Annotated in this window: 15 protein-coding genes; 9 read left to right on the top strand and 6 right to left on the bottom strand. The window is 71.9% G+C overall.

Annotated elements, in window-relative coordinates:
* Positions 1-18: 18 nt before the first annotated feature.
* The 3 genes from PUR56_RS31840 to hrcA all read right to left on the bottom strand — a co-directional run bounded on the left by PUR56_RS31840 (position 19) and on the right by hrcA (position 3,097).
* The gene (locus tag PUR56_RS31840) at positions 19-768 is read right to left on the bottom strand and encodes a 16S rRNA (uracil(1498)-N(3))-methyltransferase (RefSeq protein ID WP_329951502.1); all 750 of its coding nucleotides are present in this window, start codon (positions 766-768) and stop codon (positions 19-21) included.
* A gap of 89 nt (positions 769-857) precedes the next feature.
* Positions 858-1,994 carry a molecular chaperone DnaJ gene (gene dnaJ / locus PUR56_RS31835; protein ID WP_329885180.1) on the bottom strand — a complete coding sequence of 379 codons (1,137 nt, stop codon included), beginning with the start codon at positions 1,992-1,994 and terminating at the stop codon, positions 858-860.
* Between the two features lie 68 nt (positions 1,995-2,062).
* Entirely contained in the window at positions 2,063-3,097 is a 1,035-nt protein-coding gene (gene hrcA, locus PUR56_RS31830; protein WP_329885179.1) for a heat-inducible transcriptional repressor HrcA, read from the bottom strand.
* A 259-nt stretch (positions 3,098-3,356) separates the two neighbouring features.
* On the opposite strand from hrcA, the gene htpX reads away from it, so the two are divergent.
* Genes htpX through PUR56_RS31815 form a run of 3 tightly spaced genes read left to right on the top strand, consistent with a single transcriptional unit; the run spans position 3,357 to position 5,750 of the window.
* Complete coding sequence (gene htpX, locus PUR56_RS31825; RefSeq protein WP_329885178.1) at positions 3,357-4,277, top strand: zinc metalloprotease HtpX; 921 nt, start codon at positions 3,357-3,359, stop codon at positions 4,275-4,277.
* Between the two features lie 30 nt (positions 4,278-4,307).
* Complete coding sequence (gene pspAB, locus PUR56_RS31820) at positions 4,308-4,892, top strand: PspA-associated protein PspAB (RefSeq protein WP_329885177.1); 585 nt, start codon at positions 4,308-4,310, stop codon at positions 4,890-4,892.
* Positions 4,893-4,922: 30 nt separating this feature from the next.
* Positions 4,923-5,750 carry a DUF3097 domain-containing protein gene (locus tag PUR56_RS31815; protein WP_329951501.1) on the top strand — a complete coding sequence of 276 codons (828 nt, stop codon included), beginning with the start codon at positions 4,923-4,925 and terminating at the stop codon, positions 5,748-5,750.
* Between the two features lie 51 nt (positions 5,751-5,801).
* On the opposite strand, the gene hemW is transcribed toward PUR56_RS31815, so the two are convergent.
* Together hemW and PUR56_RS31805 are read right to left on the bottom strand one after the other, a co-directional pair.
* Entirely contained in the window at positions 5,802-7,031 is a 1,230-nt protein-coding gene (gene hemW / locus PUR56_RS31810; RefSeq protein ID WP_329885174.1) for a radical SAM family heme chaperone HemW, read from the bottom strand.
* A gap of 57 nt (positions 7,032-7,088) precedes the next feature.
* Positions 7,089-9,011, bottom strand: a complete 1,923-nt coding sequence (locus tag PUR56_RS31805; protein ID WP_329951500.1) for an AMP-dependent synthetase/ligase — start codon at positions 9,009-9,011, stop codon at positions 7,089-7,091.
* Positions 9,012-9,350: 339 nt separating this feature from the next.
* On the opposite strand from PUR56_RS31805, the gene PUR56_RS31800 reads away from it, so the two are divergent.
* The 4 genes from PUR56_RS31800 to PUR56_RS31785 all read left to right on the top strand — a co-directional run bounded on the left by PUR56_RS31800 (position 9,351) and on the right by PUR56_RS31785 (position 15,545).
* Positions 9,351-11,084 carry an ABC transporter ATP-binding protein gene (locus PUR56_RS31800; RefSeq protein ID WP_329885172.1) on the top strand — a complete coding sequence of 578 codons (1,734 nt, stop codon included), beginning with the start codon at positions 9,351-9,353 and terminating at the stop codon, positions 11,082-11,084.
* 215 nt (positions 11,085-11,299) lie between these two features.
* Entirely contained in the window at positions 11,300-13,198 is a 1,899-nt protein-coding gene (locus tag PUR56_RS31795; RefSeq protein ID WP_329951650.1) for an ABC transporter ATP-binding protein, read from the top strand.
* Between the two features lie 203 nt (positions 13,199-13,401).
* On the top strand, positions 13,402-14,340 hold the full coding sequence (sigJ, locus tag PUR56_RS31790) for an RNA polymerase sigma factor SigJ (protein ID WP_329951499.1): 939 nt from the start codon (positions 13,402-13,404) through the stop codon (positions 14,338-14,340).
* A 137-nt stretch (positions 14,341-14,477) separates the two neighbouring features.
* Complete coding sequence (locus PUR56_RS31785; protein WP_329951498.1) at positions 14,478-15,545, top strand: NAD(P)/FAD-dependent oxidoreductase; 1,068 nt, start codon at positions 14,478-14,480, stop codon at positions 15,543-15,545.
* Positions 15,546-15,624: 79 nt separating this feature from the next.
* Here PUR56_RS31785 and lepA read toward each other — a convergent pair whose 3' ends face one another.
* On the bottom strand, positions 15,625-17,493 hold the full coding sequence (gene lepA / locus PUR56_RS31780) for a translation elongation factor 4 (protein ID WP_329885169.1): 1,869 nt from the start codon (positions 17,491-17,493) through the stop codon (positions 15,625-15,627).
* A gap of 283 nt (positions 17,494-17,776) precedes the next feature.
* Here lepA and PUR56_RS31775 point away from each other — a divergent pair, with 283 nt between their 5' ends.
* Together PUR56_RS31775 and rpsT are read left to right on the top strand one after the other, a co-directional pair.
* The gene (locus PUR56_RS31775; protein WP_329951497.1) at positions 17,777-18,082 is read left to right on the top strand and encodes an antibiotic biosynthesis monooxygenase family protein; all 306 of its coding nucleotides are present in this window, start codon (positions 17,777-17,779) and stop codon (positions 18,080-18,082) included.
* A gap of 180 nt (positions 18,083-18,262) precedes the next feature.
* Positions 18,263-18,532, top strand: a complete 270-nt coding sequence (gene rpsT / locus PUR56_RS31770; RefSeq protein WP_329885167.1) for a 30S ribosomal protein S20 — start codon at positions 18,263-18,265, stop codon at positions 18,530-18,532.
* Positions 18,533-18,989 lie beyond the last annotated feature (457 nt).

The raw sequence follows: 18,989 nt of genomic DNA, 5'->3' as shown, positions 1-18,989 counted from the left end.
CGGCCCGGTGCGGTCGGCTCAGCTCCAGCGGCCGGTGCGGCCCAGCAGCAGGGCCCCGGCCGCCACCCCTGCCGTGGAGGTGCGCAGCACCGACGGGCCGAGCCGGAACGGCTTCGCCCCGGCCTCGGCGAAGGCCGCCAGCTCCTCCGGGGAGACGCCGCCCTCGGGGCCGACCACCAGCACGAGGTCCCCGGAGTCCGGGAGCACGGCCCCGGCCAGCGGCTCGGCGCCCTCCTCGTGCAGCACGGCGGCGAACGCCGCGCCGGCCAGCACCGGGACCAGTTGCCGGGTGGTCAGCGGCTCGCGGACCTCGGGGAACCGCAGCCGGCGGGACTGCTTGCCGGCCTCCCGCGCGGTGGCGCGCCACTTGGCGAGCGCCTTGGCGCCGCGGTCGCCCTTCCACTGGGTGATGCAGCGGGAGGCCGACCAGGGGATCACCACGTCCACCCCGACCTCGGTCATGGTCTCCACCGCCAGCTCGCCGCGGTCGCCCTTGGGCAGCGCCTGGACCACGACGATCCGGGGCGCCGGCTCGGCCTCGCGGCGGACGGCCGTCACCGTCACCTCGATCGCGTCCTTGCCGTGCACCGCCGCGACGGTGCCGTCCACCCCGAGGCCGAGCCCGTCGGCCAGGGTCACGGCCTCGCCCGCCTCCAGCCGCTTCACCGCCGCCGCGTGCCGCCCCTCGGGCCCGTCCAGCCGGACCAGCACGCCGGGGGCGGCGGTGGCGATCCGCTCGGTCTCGACGACGAACACGGGCGCGGTCATGGGGTCTTCCTCCGGAATGGGTCGGGCGGTGGAACGACGGCGCCCGGCACCCGACGACGGAGGTCGCGGAGTGCCGGGCGCCGGAGCCGTCAGCGGCCGTTGAAGGCGTCCTTCAGGCGGGAGAACAGGCCCTGCTGCCCGGGCGCGAACTGGCCGGACGGCCGCTCCTCACCGCGCAGCACCGCGAGGCGGCGCAGCAGGTCCTCCTGCTCGGGGTCGAGCTTGGAGGGCGTCTGCACCTCGACGTGCACTATCAGGTCGCCCCGGCCGCCGCCGCGCAGATGGGTGATGCCGCGACCGTGCAGCGGGATCGACTGTCCGGACTGGGTGCCGGGCCGGATGTCGACCTCCTCCAGCCCGTCCAGGGTCTGCAACGGCACCTGGGTGCCGAGCGAGGCGGCCGTCATCGGGATGGTGACGGTGCAGTGCAGGTCGTCGCCGCGCCGCTGGAACACCGTGTGGGCGGTCTCGGCGATCTCGACGTAGAGGTCGCCGGCCGGGCCGCCGCCGGGGCCGACCTCGCCCTCGCCGGCCAGCTGGATCCGGGTGCCGTTGTCGACACCGGCGGGGATCTTGACGGTGAGGGTGCGGCGGGCGCGGACCCGGCCGTCGCCGGCGCACTCCGGGCACGGGGTGGGCACGACGGTGCCGAAGCCCTGGCACTGCGGGCAGGGGCGGGAGGTCATGACCTGGCCCAGGAAGGACCTGGTGACCTGGGAGACCTCGCCCTTGCCGCGGCACATGTCGCAGGTCTGCGCGGAGGTGCCGGGGGCCGCGCCCTCGCCGCTGCAGGTGGTGCAGGTGACGGCCGTGTCGACCTGGAGTTCCTTGGTGGTGCCGAAGGCGGCCTCCTCCAGGGTGATCTCCAGCCGGATCATGGCGTCCTGGCCCCGGCGGGTCCGCGACCGCGGGCCGCGCTGGCCCGAGGCGGCGCCGAAGAAGGCGTCCATGATGTCGGAGAAGCCGAAGCCCGCCGCGCCCGCGCCGAAGCCGCCCGCGCCGCCGTTCGGCGACAGCGGGTCACCGCCGAGGTCGTAGACCTGGCGCTTCTGCGGGTCGGAGAGCACCTCGTAGGCGGCGTTGATCTCCTTGAACCGCTCCTGCGTCTTCGGGTCCGGGTTGACGTCCGGGTGCAGTTCGCGTGCCAGGCGCCGGAACGCCTTCTTGATCTCGTCCTGCCCCGCATCCCGTCGGACGCCGAGTACCGCGTAGTAGTCCGTGGCCACCAAATGCTCCGCTTGTTCCGCCTGTAGAAGTGCTTGCGACACCGTCAGGGTCCTGACGGTGGCCGTTCCTACGACTCGGCCAGGATCTGGCCCACGTACCGTGCCACCGCTCGCACCGCCCCCATTGTGCCCGGATAGTCCATCCGGGTCGGACCGATCACACCCAGTTTGGCCACGCTCTCGTCGCCCGAACCGTAACCGACCGAGACGACGGAGGTGGAATTGAGGCCCTCGTAGGCGTTCTCACGCCCGATCCGGACCGTCATCCCGGCGTCCGCGGTCTCACCCAGGAGGCGGAGCAGGATGACCTGTTCCTCCAGTGCCTCCAGCACCGGCTGGATGGTCAACGGGAAGTCGTGGCCGAAACGGGTCAGGTTGGCCGTGCCGGCCAGCATGATCCGTTCCTCGTTCTGCTCGGCGAGCGCCTCGAAGAGCGTCGCCAGGACCGTCGCGACGGTCGGCCGGTCCCCCGCCTCGAACTGCGCGGGAAGGTCCTCCAGCAGTCCCGGGACCTCGGGGAGCCGCTGTCCGGCGGCCCGCACGTTGATCCGGGCCCGGAGGTCGGCCAGGACGGTCTCGCCCACCGCCCCGGGGCAGTCCACCATCCGCTGCTCGACCCGGCCGGTGTTGGTGATCAGCACCAGCATCACCTTGGCCGGGGCCAGCGCGACCAGCTCGATGTGCCGCACGGTGGACCGGGAGAGCGAGGGGTACTGCACCACCGCGACCTGGCGGGTCAGCTGGGCGAGCAGCCGCACCGTACGGGCGACCACGTCGTCGAGGTCGACCGCCCCGTCCAGGAAGTGCCGGATCGCCCGCCGCTCGGGCGCGCTCATCGGCTTGACCTCGGCCAGCCGGTCCACGAACAGGCGGTACCCCTTGTCGGTGGGGATGCGCCCGGCGCTGGTGTGCGGCTGGTGGATGTAACCGTCCTCCTCCAGCGCGGCCATGTCGTTGCGGACGGTCGCCGGGGAGACCCCGAGGTTGTGCCGCTCCACGAGGGCCTTGGAGCCGACCGGCTCCTCCGTCCCCACGTAGTCCTGGACGATGGCGCGAAGCACCGCGAGTTTGCGGTCGTCCAGCTGGCGGACCTCACCGGCCATGGGCACGCACCTCCGTCTTCACGCGTTGTCCGATATGACATGTGTCCGTTTCGAGCCGCTTCGCCCGTTCCGGGAGGAACCGGGCTTGGCACTCGGAACATACGAGTGCCAGGACCCTACCTGCCAGTGTAAGGCCCGGGTCCGACGGCAGGAACGGCCCGGCCGGAGTGATCCTGCCCGCAGTTCGCGGCGCGCGGGTGATGCCGCGGGCCCGGCCTGGTGGCAGCATCGGAAGCGGACGGCGAACGGAGGACCAGCGATGTCGACCTCGGGCCAGCACTCCCGTTTCGCGCCGGACCGCGGCCTGACCGGCCGGATGGTCGGCACGATGTTCGTGATCGGGCTGCTGTACGTCGGATTCACCGGGCTGTTGATCGTGCTGCTGCGCGGCGCCTGGCCGATCGTCGTCCTGATCTCGGGCGGCCTGTTCGTCGCCCAGTTCTGGTTCAGCGACAAGATCACCGAACGGGCCATGGGGGCGCACCGGGTCACCCCCGAGCAGTACCCGCAGCTGCACGGCACCGTCGACCGGCTCTGCGCGCTGGCCGACATGCCCAAACCCCGGGTGGCGGTCGCCGACAACGACATGCCGAACGCCTTCGCCACCGGCCGCAACCCGAAGAACGCGGTGGTCTGCGTCACCACCGGGCTGCTGCGCCGGCTGGAGCCGGAGGAACTGGAGGGCGTGCTCGCCCACGAGCTGTCCCACGTCGCCCACCGGGACGTCGCGGTGATGACCGTCGCCGGGTTCCTCGGTGTCCTCGCCGGAGCCATGACCCGGATCGCCATGTACGGCGGGTTCATGGGCGGCGGCCGCAACAGCAACGACTCCAACGCCGCGATCGCCGCCCTGATCGTCCCGCTGGTGTCGGTGGTCGTGTACGCGATCAGCTTCCTGCTGACCCGGCTGCTCTCCCGCTACCGGGAGCTGGCGGCCGACCGGGCCGCCGCCCAGCTCACCGGCCGTCCCAGCGCGCTGGCCTCGGCGCTCACCAAGGTGACCGGCCAGATCGCCGCCATCCCGACCAGGGACCTGCGCCAGGCGCAGGCCTACAACGCCTTCTACTTCGCCCCCGCGCTGAGCGCCCGGGAGACCGCCGGCCGGCTGCTCTCCACCCACCCGACGCTGGAGCAGCGGCTGGAGCAGCTGGCCGAGATCTCCACCCGGCTCGGCCACTGAACCGCCTCCTCCTCCGGGAAAGGGACCACCGTGGGAATCCTGGACGCCCTGTTCGGCCGCACCAAGCCCGTGCGGCCCGACCTCGACCAGCTGTTCGGCGTGCCGTCCGCCGCGATCACCCTGGAGGCCGCGGCCGGTTTCCGGCCCACCGGGGTCGGGTCGGTCTGCTTCGCCTCCGTGGAGGGCGGGGCCTTCGGCGAGGTCGAACGGCAGGTCCGGGCCCTCCTGGACGCCGACACCGAGCGCGGCGGCGTCCCCGTCGAGGCGTCCAAGGACGCGTACGGCTACTCCTGGCTGCTGGCCCGGCACGCTCCCGGGGAACTGCCGGAGCTGGTCAACGACCTGCACGCGGTCAACAGCGAGCTGGAGGCGAACGGCTTCGGGCCGCAGCTGCTCTGCTCGCTCGTCGCCTTCCGCGACGAGGGGGGCCGGCCGCTGGCGCTGGTCTACCTGTACAAGCGCGGCACCTTCTACCCCTTCGCGCCGGCGGCGGGCGGCGGGGAGAAGCGCGACAGCCCGCTGGAACTGCAGGTCAACGCCCTGCTCGGGAACGACCTGCGGCTGGAGAAGGACCTCACCCGCTGGTTCCCGGTCTGGGGCGCGCCAGGGCTCTGACCCTCCGTCCGTCTTCCCTATAGTCGCTGCATGCACAGCCGCGGGTACGGACCCGACCTGACCCCGCCGTGGAAGCGGCAGCAGCCCGCCCCCGAGGTGCCCGCCGAGCGGGACCTCGTGGTCGAGGAGGCGGAAACCGGCTTCTGCGGGGCGGTGGTGCGCTGCGAGAAGACCGCCGAGGGGTTCACCGTCACCCTGGAGGACCGGTTCGGCAAGCACCGGGTCTTCCCGCTGGTCCCGCGCGGCTTCCTGCTGGAGGGGCGTGTGGTCACCCTGGTCCGGCCCACCGGGCCGGCCCCCGCGCGCACGCCCGGCCGGACCGCCTCCGGCTCGGTCGCGGTGCCCGGCGCCCGCGCCCGGGTGGCCCGCGGGTCCCGGATCTACGTCGAGGGCCGGCACGACGCCGAGCTGGTCGAACGGGTCTGGGGCGACGACCTGCGGGTCGAGGGCGTGGTGGTCGAGTACCTGGAGGGCATCGACGACCTGCCCGCGATCGTCGCCGACTTCGCCCCCGGCCCCGGCCGGCGTCTCGGCGTCCTGGTGGACCACCTGCTGCCCGGCACCAAGGAGCACCGGATCGCCGCCCGGGTCACCGGCGAGGCCGTGCTCGTGGTGGGACACCCCTACGTGGACGTCTGGCAGGCCGTGAAGCCGTCCAGTGTCGGCATCCCCGGCTGGCCCGCCGTCCCGCGCGGCGAGGAGTGGAAGGAGGGCGTCTGCCGCCGTCTCGGCTGGCCGGTGGACACCCCCGCCGCCTGGAAGCGGATCCTCGCCTCGGTGGACTCCTACAGGGACCTGGAGCCGGAGCTGCTCGGCCGGGTCGAGGAGCTGATCGACTTCGTCACCCTGCCGGACTGAGGCGCGTCAGGCGTACGTCCGGAAGTCGGCGGTGTCCGGCGCCAGCGAAGATCAGTCCACCAGGTCACGCACGACCGCGTCGGCCAGCAGGCGGCCCCGGAGGGTCAGGGTGGCGCGGCCCGCGGAGTGGGATCCGGCGTCGAGGAGGCCGTCGGCGAGGTGCTGCCGGGCGGCCTTCAGGCCGGTGTCCGTCAGCAGGTCCAGCGGGATGCCCTCGGCGAGGCGCAGCTCCAGGAGGATCCGCTCGACCCGGCGGTCCTCGGCGGTGAGCCGCTCGCGGCCCTGGGCGGGGCTGCGGTGCCCGGTGAGGGCCTGCGCGTAGGCGGCGGGGTGCTTGGCGTTCCACCAGCGGACGCCGCCGACGTGGCTGTGGGCGCCGGGGCCGGCGCCCCACCAGTCGCCGCCGGTCCAGTAGAGCTCGTTGTGACGGCAGCGGCCCTCCGGGGTGGTGGACCAGTTGGAGACCTCGTACCAGGAGTAGCCAGCGGCGGTGAGCGCTTCCTCGGCGATCAGGTAGCGGTCGGCGTGCACGTCGTCGTCGATCATCGGCAGCTCGCCGCGCTTGACCCGGGCGGCGAGCTTCGTGCCGTCCTCGACGATCAGCGAGTACGCGGAGACGTGGTCCGGCCCGGCGCCGATCGCGGCGTCCAGGGAGGCCCGCCAGTCGTCGTCGGACTCGCCGGGGGTGCCGTAGATCAGGTCGAGGTTCACGTGCTCGAAGCCGGCGGCGCGGGCCTCGGCGACGCACGCCTCGGGGCGGCCGGGGGTGTGGTGGCGGTCGAGCAGCTGGAGGACGTGCGGCCGCGCGCTCTGCATGCCGAAGGAGACCCGGTTATAGCCGCCCGCGCGCAGTTCGGCGAGGTAGGCCGGGTCGACCGACTCCGGGTTGGCCTCGGTGGTCACCTCGGCGCCGTCGGCGAGCCCGAACTCCTCCCGGATCGCGGCGAGCATCCGCACCAGGTCGCCGGCGGGCAGGAGCGTGGGGGTGCCGCCGCCGAGGAAGACGGTGCGCACCGGCAGGTCGGCACCGCCCAGCACCTTCCGGGCGTGGCGGATCTCGGCCACCACGTTGTCGGCGTACGTCTCCTGGGAGGCGACGGTGCCCGAGGCGCGCAGCTCGGTGGCGGTGTAGGTGTTGAAGTCGCAGTAGCCGCAGCGGCTCGCGCAGTAGGGCACGTGCAGGTAGAAGCCGAACGGCCGGGAGCCGAGTCCGTCGAGCGCGGATGCGGGCAGGGAACCGTCGGACGGCACCGGTTCGCCGTCGGGGAGTGCGGAGGGCATGACCCCATTGTCCCGTACGGCCCGGGTGGTCCTCCGGTCCGTACGGGACGGCGGCGGTCAGGCCTCGTTGCTGCCCGCGTACATCGCGGTGACGGCGTCCGCGTACTCGCGCTCGACCACGGGCCGCTTGATCTTCAGGCTCGGGGTGAGCTCACCGTGCTCGACGTCCAGGTCGCGCGGCAGAAGGTGGAACTTCTTCACCGTCTGCCAGCGCTGGAGGTCGGCGTTGAGCCGCTGCACGAACCCGTCGATCAGCTGGTGGACCTGCGGGTCGGCGACCACCTCGGTGTAGGACCTGCCGGCCAGGCCGCGCTCGGCGGCCCACGGCATGATCGCCGACTCGTCCAGGCCGATCAGCGCGGTGCAGTAGTTGCGGCCGTTGCCGATGACCAGGATGTTGCTGACGAACGGACAGACCGCCTTGAACTTGCCCTCCACCTCGCTGGGCGCGACGTACTTGCCGCCGGAGGTCTTGAACATGTCCTTCTTGCGGTCGGTGATCCGCAGGAAGCCGTCCGCCGACAGCTCTCCGATGTCCTCGGTGTGGAACCAGCCGTCGGCCTCCAGCACCTCGGCGGTCTTCTCCGGCAGGTTGTGGTAGCCGCGCATGATGCCGGGGCCGCGCAGCAGGATCTCGCCGTCCTCGGCGATCCTGACCTCGGTGCCGGGCAGCGGGCGGCCGACCGTGCCGACCCGGATGTCCTCCGCCCGGTTGACGCTCGAACCGGCGCTGGTCTCGCTCAGGCCGTAGCCCTCCAGGATCGGCACCCCGGCGCCGACGAAGAAGTACCCGATCTCGGGTGCGAGCGCGGCGCTGCCGGAGACCGCACCGCGCAGCCGCCCGCCGAACGCCGCCCGGATCTTCGCGTACACCAGCCGGTCGGCCAGCGAGTGCTTCAGGCCGAGGGCGAACGGGACGCGGTCGCTGCCGGTGGCGATCCGGTTGGCCTGGGCGGTCCGGGCGTACTCGCGGGCGGTCCGGGCGGCCCACAGGAAGATCCTGTACTTGGCGCCGCCCGCGGCCCGGGCCTTGCCGGCGATGCCGTTGTAGACCTTCTCGAAGATGCGCGGCGCCGAGGCCATGATGGTCGGCCGGATGACCGGCAGGTTGTGGATGATCCGCTCGACCCGGCCGTCCACGGCCATCACGTGGCCGGTGGCGATCTGCCCCGAGATCAGCGTCTTGCCGAAGACGTGCGACAGCGGCAGCCACATGAACTGCACGTCGTCGGCGGCCAGCAGCCCGCTCGCCTCCTGCGCTCTCCCCTCGTACGCCCAGCAGTCGTGCACCAGGCGCACGCCCTTCGGACGGCCGGTGGTGCCGGAGGTGTAGATGAGGGTGGCCAGCTGCTCCTTGTCGAGCGCGGCGACGGTCCGCTCGACGACGCCCGGGTGCTCGGCCAGGTAGTCGGCCCCGAGCTGCTCCAGCTCGGCGAGGGTGACGATCTTGAGCCCGACGGCGTCGGGGGTCTCGGCCGGCGCGTCGAACAGGATCACGGTCTGCAGCTCGGGCAGCCGCTCACGCTCGGCGACCACCTTGGCCAGCTGCACGGCGTTCTCCGCGAACATCGCCCGGGAGCCCGAGTCGGAGAGGATGAACGCGGTCTCGTCGGCGTTGGTGCTCGGGTAGACGGCGGTGGTCGCCGCACCCGCGCACATGTTGCCGAGGTCGGCGAGGATCCATTCCAGCCGGGTGGAGGAGGACAGGGCGACCCGGTCCTCCGAACGGATGCCCAGCGACAGCAGGCCGGCCGCCACCGCGTACACCCGGGCCGCGGCCTGCGCCCAGGTCACCGAACGCCACTGCTCGGCGCCCGGGGCACTGTCCGCCGCCTGCTCGTCCACCGGGGCCGGGTAACGGTAGGCCTCGGCGCCCGGGGTGGCGGCGACCCGCTCCAGGAACAGGTGGGCGACGGAGGCAGGACGCCCGGCGACGATGTCGGCGCGGCCGGAGTCGATCAGGGAGTGCGCGGAACTCAACGAGGACCTCCGGGAGCGGGTGGCCGTCTGAGGGAAGGCTCTGAGGGATTGTCGCGGCGTCCGTGGGGGCGGTCACCGACCCCCTTCGGCAACCAGGCCGGTACCGGTGAGTAACAAGGGGGCAATCAGCAGCCTAGGGGGAAACCGGTCATTCCGTAAGAGGGAGCGGCCAGCTGGCACCCTCCCGATCCCCCGGTGCACGGCACCACCCCGCCCACCGGAACGTTCGGCAAAGGGCTGGACAAAGATCCGGCTCGCTTGGCGGGAATGGCCTGAACGAGCCCGCCGAAGAACGAGAATTGGGATGCCAAAGCCGCCGCCGACGACAAGAGTGAGCCAGTGCTGATCAGACTGCTCAGGGCGTACCTTCGCCCGTACACCCGACCGATCACCCTGCTGGTGCTGCTCCAGCTGATTTCCACCCTCGGCCTGCTCTACCTGCCGACGCTCAACGCCGACATCATCGACGACGGCGTGGTGAAGGGTGACACCGGATACATCCTGCGCGTGGGCGCGGTGATGATCGGCATCACCGTGCTCCAGACCCTCTGCGCCATCAGCGCCGTCTACTACGGCGCACGCACCGCGATGGCAGTCGGCCGGGACGTCCGGGCCGACATCTTCGACCGCGTGCAGAGCTTCTCCTCCCGCGAGATGGGCCAGTTCGGCGCCCCCTCGCTGATCACCCGGACCACCAACGACGTCCAGCAGGTCCAGATGCTGGTCCTGATGTCCTTCACCATGATGGTGGCCGCGCCGATCATGTGCATCGGCGGCATCATCATGGCTCTCAACCAGGACGTACCGCTCTCCGGCCTGCTGCTCGCCGTCGTGCCCACCCTCGGCGCGGTCGTCATCGTGCTGGTGCGGGCACTCCGCCCGCGCTTCCGCAGCATGCAGGAGAAGATCGACACCGTGAACCGGGTGCTGCGCGAGCAGATCACCGGTATCCGGGTCATCCGGGCCTTCGTCAAGGACGACCACGAGCAGGCCCGGTTCGCCGGCGCCAACGAGGACCTCACCGGGGTCTCGCTCCAGGTCGGCAAGCTGATGGCCTACCTGTTCCCCAGCGTGATGCTGGTCGTGAACGTCTCCAGCGTCGCCGTGCTCTGGTTCGGCGCCCACCGGATCGACAGCGGCGACATGGAGATCGGCGCTCTCACGGCCTTCCTCTCCTACCTGCTGCAGATCCTGATGAGCGTCATGATGGCCACCTTCATGTTCATGATGGTGCCGCGCGCCGAGGTGTGCGCCGAACGGATCCAGGAGGTGCTCACCACCAGCTCCAGCGTCGTCCCGCCGTCCGAGCCCGTCACCGAGGTGCTCCGCCGCGGCCACCTCGAACTGCGCGACGTCGAGTTCCGCTACCCCGGTGCCGAGGCCTCCGTCCTGCGGGGCATCGACATCGCCGCCCGCCCGGGCGAGACCACGGCCGTCATCGGTTCCACCGGCAGCGGGAAGTCCACCCTGCTCGGCCTCGTCCCCCGGCTCTTCGACGCCACCACGGGCCAGGTCCTGCTCAACGGCGTCGACGTCCGCGAACTCGCCCCCGAGACCATCGCCGACAGTGTCGGACTGGTCCCGCAGAAGCCCTACCTGTTCTCCGGCACCGTGGCCAGCAACCTCCGCTACGGCCGGCCGGACGCCACCGACGAGGAACTCTGGAAGGCCCTGGAGATCGCCCAGGCCAAGGAGTTCGTCGAACAGCTCGCCGAAGGTCTGGACGCGCCGATCGCCCAGGGCGGCGGCAACGTCTCCGGCGGCCAGCGCCAGCGCCTGGCCATCGCCCGCACCCTGGTCCGGCGGCCCGACATCTACCTCTTCGACGACTCCTTCTCCGCGCTCGACTACGCCACCGACGCCCGGCTGCGCAAGGCCCTCGCACGCGAGACCGCCGACGCCACCGTGGTGATCGTCGCCCAGCGCGTCTCCACCATCCGCGACGCCGACCGGATCATCGTCCTCGACGAAGGCGCCGTGGTCGGCAGCGGCACCCACGGCGAACTCATGGCCGGCAACCCGACGTACCGGGAGATCGTGCTCTCCCAGCTCACCGAGCAGGAGGCGGCGTGACCACGCCCGACAAGCCCGCGCCGGACCCGAAGAAGTCGCCCGCCGGCGGCCCGGGAGGTCCCGGAGGCCCTGGTGGTCCCGGGGGCTTCGGCGGTCCCGGCGGTCCTGGTGGCGCTGGTGGCCCCGGCAGGGGCGGCCCCGGCGGGCCCCCGAAGGCCGCCGGCGACTCCCAGGCCGCCGCCGCCCGCCGCGGCCCGGCCGGCCCCGGACGCTTCATGGGCGGCCAGGGCGCCGAGAAGTCCATGGACTTCAAGGGCTCCGGCAAACGCCTGCTCAAACTGCTCCGCCCGGAGCGCGCCCTGATCGCCGGCGTCCTCGCCCTCGGCGTGCTCAGCATCGGCTGCGCCGTCATCGGCCCCAAGATCCTCGGCCACGCCACCGACCTGATCTTCGCCGGCGTCGTCAGCGGCCGCTTCCCCGCCGGGGCCTCCAAGCAGGAGGTCGTCGACGCCATGCGCGGACGCGGCGACACCGACATCTCCGACCTGCTCTCCTCGGTCGACTTCACCCCCGGCCAGGGCATGGACTTCGACGCCATCGGCAGCATCCTGCTCTGGGTCCTGGCGATCTACGTCGCGTCCTCCGTCTTCGGCGTCGTCCAGGGCCGGCTCGCCGCGCGTGCCATCCAGAGGGCCGGCTACCGGCTGCGCCAGAGCGCCGAGGCCAAGCTCGCCCGGCTGCCGCTCAGCTACTTCGACAAGCAGCCGCGCGGCGAGGTGCTCAGCCGGGTCACCAACGACATCGACAACATCAGCCAGACCATGCAGCAGACCACCGGCCAGGTGATCAACTCGCTGCTCACCGTCGTCGGCGTGCTCGCCATGATGTTCTGGATCTCCTGGCTGCTCGCGCTGATCGCACTGATCGCCGTACCGCTCTCCGTCGTCGTCGCCACCCGGGTCGGCAAGCGCGCCCAGCCGCAGTTCGTCCAGCAGTGGAGGTCCACCGGGCAGCTCAACGCCCACATCGAGGAGATGTACACCGGCCACACCCTGGTCAGGGTCTTCGGCCGGCAGAAGGAGTCCGCGGCCACCTTCCGCGAGCACAACGAGGCCCTGTACGCCGCCAGCTTCAAGGCCCAGTTCATCTCCGGCATCATCCAGCCCGCGATGATGCTCATCGGCAACCTGCAGTACGTGCTGATCGCCGTGGTCGGCGGTCTGCGGGTGGCCACCGGCGCGCTGTCCATCGGCGACGTCCAGGCGTTCATCCAGTACTCCCGGCAGTTCAGCCAGCCGCTCACCCAGGTCGCCAGCATGGCCAACCTGGTGCAGTCCGGCGTCGCCTCCGCCGAGCGCATCTTCGAACTCCTCGACTCGCCCGAGCAGACCCCCGAGCCGGCCATGCCGGAACGCCCCGACGCCCTGCGCGGCCGGGTCGTCTTCCAGGACGTCGCGTTCCGCTACGACCCGGGCAAGCCGCTCATCGAGGACCTCTCGCTCAAGGTCGAACCCGGTCAGACCGTCGCCATCGTCGGCCCGACCGGCGCCGGCAAGACCACCCTGGTCAACCTGCTGATGCGGTTCTACGAGGTGAGCTCCGGCCGGATCACCCTCGACGGGGTGGACATCGCCGCCATGTCCCGCGAGGACCTGCGCTCCGGCATCGGCATGGTCCTCCAGGACACCTGGCTGTTCGGTGGCACCATCGCCGACAACATCGCCTACGGCGCCGACGGCGCCACCCGCGAACAGGTCGTCGAGGCCGCCCGGGCCGCACACGTGGACCGCTTCGTCCGCACCCTGCCGGACGGCTACGAGACCGTCATCGACGACGACGGCGCCGGCGTCAGCACCGGCGAGAAGCAGCTGATCACCATCGCCCGGGCCTTCCTCGCCCAGCCGTCGATCCTCGTCCTCGACGAGGCGACCAGCTCGGTCGACACCCGGACCGAGGTGCTCATCCAGCGCGCCATGGCCCGGCTGCGCAGCGGCCGCACCAGCTTCGTGATCGCCCACCGGCTCTCCACCATCCGGGACGCCGACGTGATCCTGGTGATGGAGAACGGCTCGATCGTCGAGCAGGGCACGCACGACGAGCTGATCGCCGCCGACGCGGCGTACGGACGCCTCTACAAGGCGCAGTTCGCCGAAGCGGTCGCCGAGCGGGAATGACCCCGGCGGACGCCGGGCGGGAGCCCGGGGAGGACGGCCCGACGGCCGTACCGCCCCGGGCTCCCACGCGTCTGCGCGTCCGGGTGTCCGGGTGTCCGGGTGTCCGGGCTGACCCGGTGGCCGCGCGTCCGGACGGCCGGGCCGACGTTTCCCGCCCCGGTCGGGTCTTCATGATCGCGACGACCGGCGCTACGGTAGGGCCCGTGAGTGACGACCCGTCGACCGCGACCGTGCACGCCCCGGCCACCGGGCCCGACCAACCGCTGTCCGACCCCTTCGAGGTGAACCGGCGCTACCTCGGGTCGGTCGCCTACCGGCTGCTGGGCTCGTTCACCGACGCCGAGGACGTCCTCCAGGAAGCCTGGCTCCGCTGGCGCTCGGTCGACCGCTCCGCCGTCGCCGACCCCCGCGCCTTCCTCACCACGGTCGTCACCCGCCTCTGCTACGACCAGCTCGGCTCCGCCCGCGCCCGCCGGGAGGCCTACTTCGGCGAGTGGCTGCCCGAACCGGCCGTCTCGTACCAGGACGCCCCCGCCTCCCCCGCCGAGGTCGCCGAACTCGGCGAGTCCGTCTCGATGGCGCTGCTCGCCGTCATGGAACAGCTCACCCCGGCCGAGCGCGCCGCGTTCGTGCTGCACGACGTCTTCGCCGTCGGCTTCGACGAGATCGCCGCCTCGCTGGACCGCACCCCCGACGCCGCCCGCCAGCTGGCCTCCCGGGCCCGCCGCCGGGTCAAGGCCGGCAGCCGCCGGTCCACCGCCGACCCGGCCGAGCACCGGCAGGCCGTCGAGGCGTTCGCCGCCGCCACCGCCCGCGGCGACATCGAGGGCCTGCTGGCCGTCCTCGACCCCGACGTGGTCTGGCACTCCGACGGCGGCGGCATCGTCACCGCCGGCGCCCGCCCGGTGTTCGGCGCCGACAAGGTCTCCCGGCTCGTCCGCGGCCTGGCCGCCAAGTTCCTCGCACCCGGCTGGAGCTTCGGCTTCGCGCTGGTCAACGGCGAGCCCGGGGTGATCTGGTACCCGCAGCCCGGGCTGGTCGGCGGCGTGATCGCGTTCACCGTCACCGACGGCCGGATCACCGAGGCGTACACCGTCGTCAACCCGGAGAAGCTCGCCCACCTGAACGTGGCAGCCTCCTGACCTTCCCGTGACGCAGATCACGGTCACAGTCCGTCCGGCCGCGTCGTCCCCTTCTCGAACACGCGCAGAAGCGCTCCCGGCAACCCCGGGGACGCCGCGAGAGGGCGCCCCCGGGCGCCGCGAAGGAGCGGGACGACATGACCGAGAAGCAGATCGTCGTACTGGGCGCCGGCTACGCGGGTCTCACCGCAGCGACCCGGGCCGGCAAGCGCGACCGCGTGACCCTGATCGCCCCCGAGAGCCGCTTCCTGCACCGCGTGCGCCAGCACGAGACCGCCGCCGGCCACCCCGAACACCGGCCCGCCGTCGCCGAGGTCCTGCGCGGCCGCCGCGTGCGGCACCTCCCGGCCCGCGCCACCCGGCTCGACCTCACCGCCCGCAAGGTCTTCCTCGACAACGGCGACGCCGTCGCCTACGACACCCTCGTCTACGCGCTCGGCAGCCGGACCGCCTGGCACGGCGTCCCCGGCGCCGCCGACCACGCCTACGGCGTCGAGCGGGCCGGCGAGGTGGCCGAACGGCTGCGCACCGCCGAACGGCCCGGCACCCTCGCCGTGGTCGGCGGTGGCGCCACCGGCATCGAACTGGCCGCCGAACTCGCCGAGGCCCACCCCGGGTGGAAGGTCCGGATCGTCGCCGCCGGCCAGGTCGGCGGCTGGTTCTCGGCCAAGGGCCGCCGCCACGTCCACACCGTGCTCCGCGGACTCGGCGCCGAGATCCACGAGCACCACACCGTCACCGCCGTCGACCCCGAGGGCCTCACCACCACGGCCGGCCGGATCCCCGCCGACCTCGTCGTCTGGGCCGCCGCCATGGAACCGCACCCGCTCGCCGCCGAGGCCGGCCTCACCGTCGGCCCGACCGGCCGGGCCGTCGTCGACGGCCACCTGCGGTCGGTCTCGCACCCCGACGTGTACGTGATCGGCGACGCCGCCGAGGTCACCGTCCCCGGCACCGGCACCCTGCGGATGGGCTGCGCCACCGCCCAGCCGATGGGCCGCTACCTCGGCAACGTCCTCGCCGGACGCACCGACAAGCCGTTCGCGTTCCGGTACGCCGTGCAGTGCCTGAGCCTCGGACGGCGCGAGGGCATGGTCCAGCTGATCCACGGCGACGACTCGATGCGGACCTCCGTCCTCACCGGCCTCACCGGACGGCTGATCAAGGCGGCCATCGTCAACGGCGTGGTCATGTCGCTGCGCTGAACCGAACCGCACCTGAAGCGCCCCGGAACGCCCGAGGGGCCCGGGACGTCACGTCCCGGGCCCCTCGACGGCACCGTCGTTACTTCTTCTCCTTCGGCGCCTCTGCGTCCGTTGACAGCGCGGCGATGAAGGCCTCCTGCGGGACCTCCACCCGGCCGACCATCTTCATCCGCTTCTTGCCTTCCTTCTGCTTCTCCAGCAGCTTGCGCTTACGCGAGATGTCGCCGCCGTAGCACTTCGCGAGGACGTCCTTGCGGATCGCCCGGACCGTCTCGCGGGCGATCACGCGCGAGCCGATGGCGGCCTGGATCGGCACCTCGAACTGCTGGCGCGGGATCAGCTTCTGCAGCTTGCCGGCCATCATCACGCCGTAGTTGTAGGCCTTGTCCTTGTGCACGATCGCGGAGAACGCGTCCACCGCGTCACCGTGCAGCAGGATGTCGACCTTCACCAGGTCGGCCGACTGCTCGCCGATCGGCTCGTAGTCGAAGGAGCCGTAACCGCGGGTCTTGGACTTCAGGTAGTCGAAGAAGTCGAAGACGATCTCCGCGAGCGGCAGCGTGTAGCGCAGCTCGACACGGTCCTCGGAGAGGTAGTCCATGCCCTGCAGGTTGCCGCGGCGGGACTGGCACAGCTCCATGATCGCGCCGACGAACTCGTTCGGCGCCAGGATGGTCCCGCGCACGACCGGCTCGTACACCTCGGCGATCTTGCCGGTCGGGAACTCGCTCGGGTTGGTGACGGTGTGCTCCGTGCCGTCCTCCATCACCACGCGGTAGATCACGTTCGGGGCGGTGGAGATCAGGTCGAGGTTGAACTCGCGCTCCAGGCGCTCCCGGATGATCTCCAGGTGCAGCAGGCCCAGGAAGCCGCAGCGGTAGCCGAAGCCGAGCGCGACCGAGGTCTCCGGCTCGTAGACCAGCGCGGCGTCGTTCAGCCGCAGCTTGTCCAGGGCGTCGCGGAGCAGCGGGTAGTCCGAGCCGTCCAGCGGGTAGAGGCCGGAGAACACCATCGGGCGCGGGTCCTTGTAGCCGCCCAGCGCCTCGGTCGCACCCTTGTGCATCGAGGTGATCGTGTCACCGACCTTGGACTGCCGGACGTCCTTCACGCCGGTGATGATGTAGCCCACCTCACCGACGCCGAGGCCGTCCGCGACCTTCGGCTCCGGCGAGATGACGCCGATCTCCAACAGCTCGTGCGTCGCGCCGGTCGACATCATCGCGATCCGCTCACGCTTGGTGAGCTGGCCGTCGACGACACGGACGTAGGTGACCACGCCGCGGTAGGAGTCGTAGACCGAGTCGAAGATCATCGCGCGGGCGGGGGCGTTCTTCACGCCGACCGGGGCCGGGATGTTGTCGACGATGTGGTCCAGCAGCTCCTCGACGCCGAGGCCGGTCTTGGCGCTGACCTTGAGCACGTCGCCCGGGTCGCACCCGATGATGTGCGCGATCTCCGCCGCGTACTTCTCGGGCTGCGCGGCCGGCAGGTCGATCTTGTTGAGCACCGGGATGATCGTGAGGTCGTTCTCCAGCGCCAGGTACAGGTTGGCGAGGGTCTGCGCCTCGATGCCCTGGGCCGCGTCCACCACCAGGACGGTGCCCTCACAGGCCGCCAGGGAGCGGGACACCTCGTACGTGAAGTCCACGTGGCCCGGGGTGTCGATCATGTTGAGGATGTGCGTGCTGCCGGTGTTGACGCCGGTCTTCGGCGCCCACGGGAGACGGACGGCCTGCGACTTGATCGTGATGCCGCGCTCGCGCTCGATGTCCATGCGGTCGAGGTACTGGGCGCGCATCTGCCGCGGGTCGACCACACCGGTGATCTGCAGCATCCGGTCTGCGAGCGTCGACTTGCCGTGGTCGATGTGGGCGATGATGCAGAAGTTGCGGATCAGCGCCGGGTCGGTACGGCTGGGCTCTGGCACATTGCTGGGGGTCGCGGGCACCTTGGTCCGATTCTCCGTTGGTCCGGGGGCCGGGGGTGTCCGGGTCATCGCTGACCGGCTTCCCGGGCGACCGGACGGTCGTCCGATCGAGATAGTTCCTCCCATCCTCCCACTTCCCGCGAGCAGGACGCGCGCCGCCGTCCGGTTCGCCCCTGCCGGGGCGCCTCCGGGGCGCCTCCGGGGACGGTCCACGCCTCCGCCGGGCGCGTTCCACGGGCCTCTCCTGCGGACCTCGGCCGTCGACTCTCCCCCGGGCGACCGGGCCCGGGCAGGATGACGTCGCATGATCCTGGAAAGCGCACTGCTCGACGTCCTGCCCGGCCAGGAGGAGGCCTTCCTCTCCGCCTTCGCCGAGGCCCGACCGCTGATCTCCGTCCAACCCGGCTTCCGCTCACTGGAACTGCGCCGCTGCCTGGACGAGGGGCGGGGCTCACGGTTCCTGCTGCAGGTGGAGTGGGAGAGACTGGAGGACCACACCGAGGGGTTCCGCCGCTCCGCCGAGTACCAGCGGTGGCGCGAGTCGCTGCACCACCACTACCGGCCGTTCCCCGAGGTGGAGCACTACGGCGAACCGGTCCTGCGTGCCTAGACCACGCCCGGAACCGGACCGGACCGCCGTACGGACCGCCGCCCGGTTTGGGGCGGACGGTGCGCCCCTGGTAGCGTTGGCCGCTGCACCTGGCCCCGGCATGCCCTCTCAGCTGGTCCGGCGGCCGCGCGGTGCAGCCCGTTCCAACCGTTTCATTCCAGACAAGACTGAGGCTCCTTCGTGGCGAACATCAAGTCCCAGATCAAGCGCAACAAGACCAACGAGAAGGCGCGCCTGCGCAACAAGGCCGTCAAGTCCTCGCTGAAGACCGCTCTGCGCAAGGCCCGTGAGGCCGCTGCCGCCGGCGAGACCGAGAAGGCCGCCGAGCTGGCCCGCGCCGCCTCCAAGGCGCTCGACAAGGCCGTGAGCAAGGGCGTCATCCACGCCAACCAGGCCGCCAACAAGAAGTCGGCCATCACCAAGCGCGTCAACACCGCCGTCCAGGCCTGACGCCCTCGGGGCCGCATCGACGGCCCCTCCCCTCGGGACGCACCGGCCCTCTACCCGGACGCCCGAGGAGCACAGAACGACTCGCACCGCACGCGGCCTGCGTTCGCCACGCGGGTGCGGTGCACAGAGCGCCACCAGAAGTGCCGGTTCCTAGGCCCTTCCACTGCTGCCCGCCCGGTACACACCCGGGCGGGCAGTAGTCGTTTCCGGAGCCCGGTGACAGCGGTCGGGCGGGGCCGCTGCGACTCCTGTCGCGTCCTGCGGCCCGACCGATAAGGTCTGGTTCCGGCACCTTCGTCGCAGGCCCAAGGGGGGCTCACATTGGGGACACCACCGCCGCCGCCACCGCCGCCGCCACAGAGCGGGTCGGGCTTCGCCGGCTTCCCGCAGCAGCCACCGCCCTCGTCACCGCCGACGGTCCCCGCACCGGGCGGCCCTCCCGGCTTCGGTCCGCCGC

This window comes from Streptomyces sp. BE303 (genome assembly GCF_036290945.1).
GTDB lineage: Bacteria > Actinomycetota > Actinomycetes > Streptomycetales > Streptomycetaceae > Kitasatospora.
The sequence above is the reverse complement of the archived record's forward strand: the minus strand, read 5'-3'. Positions and strand labels throughout refer to the sequence as shown.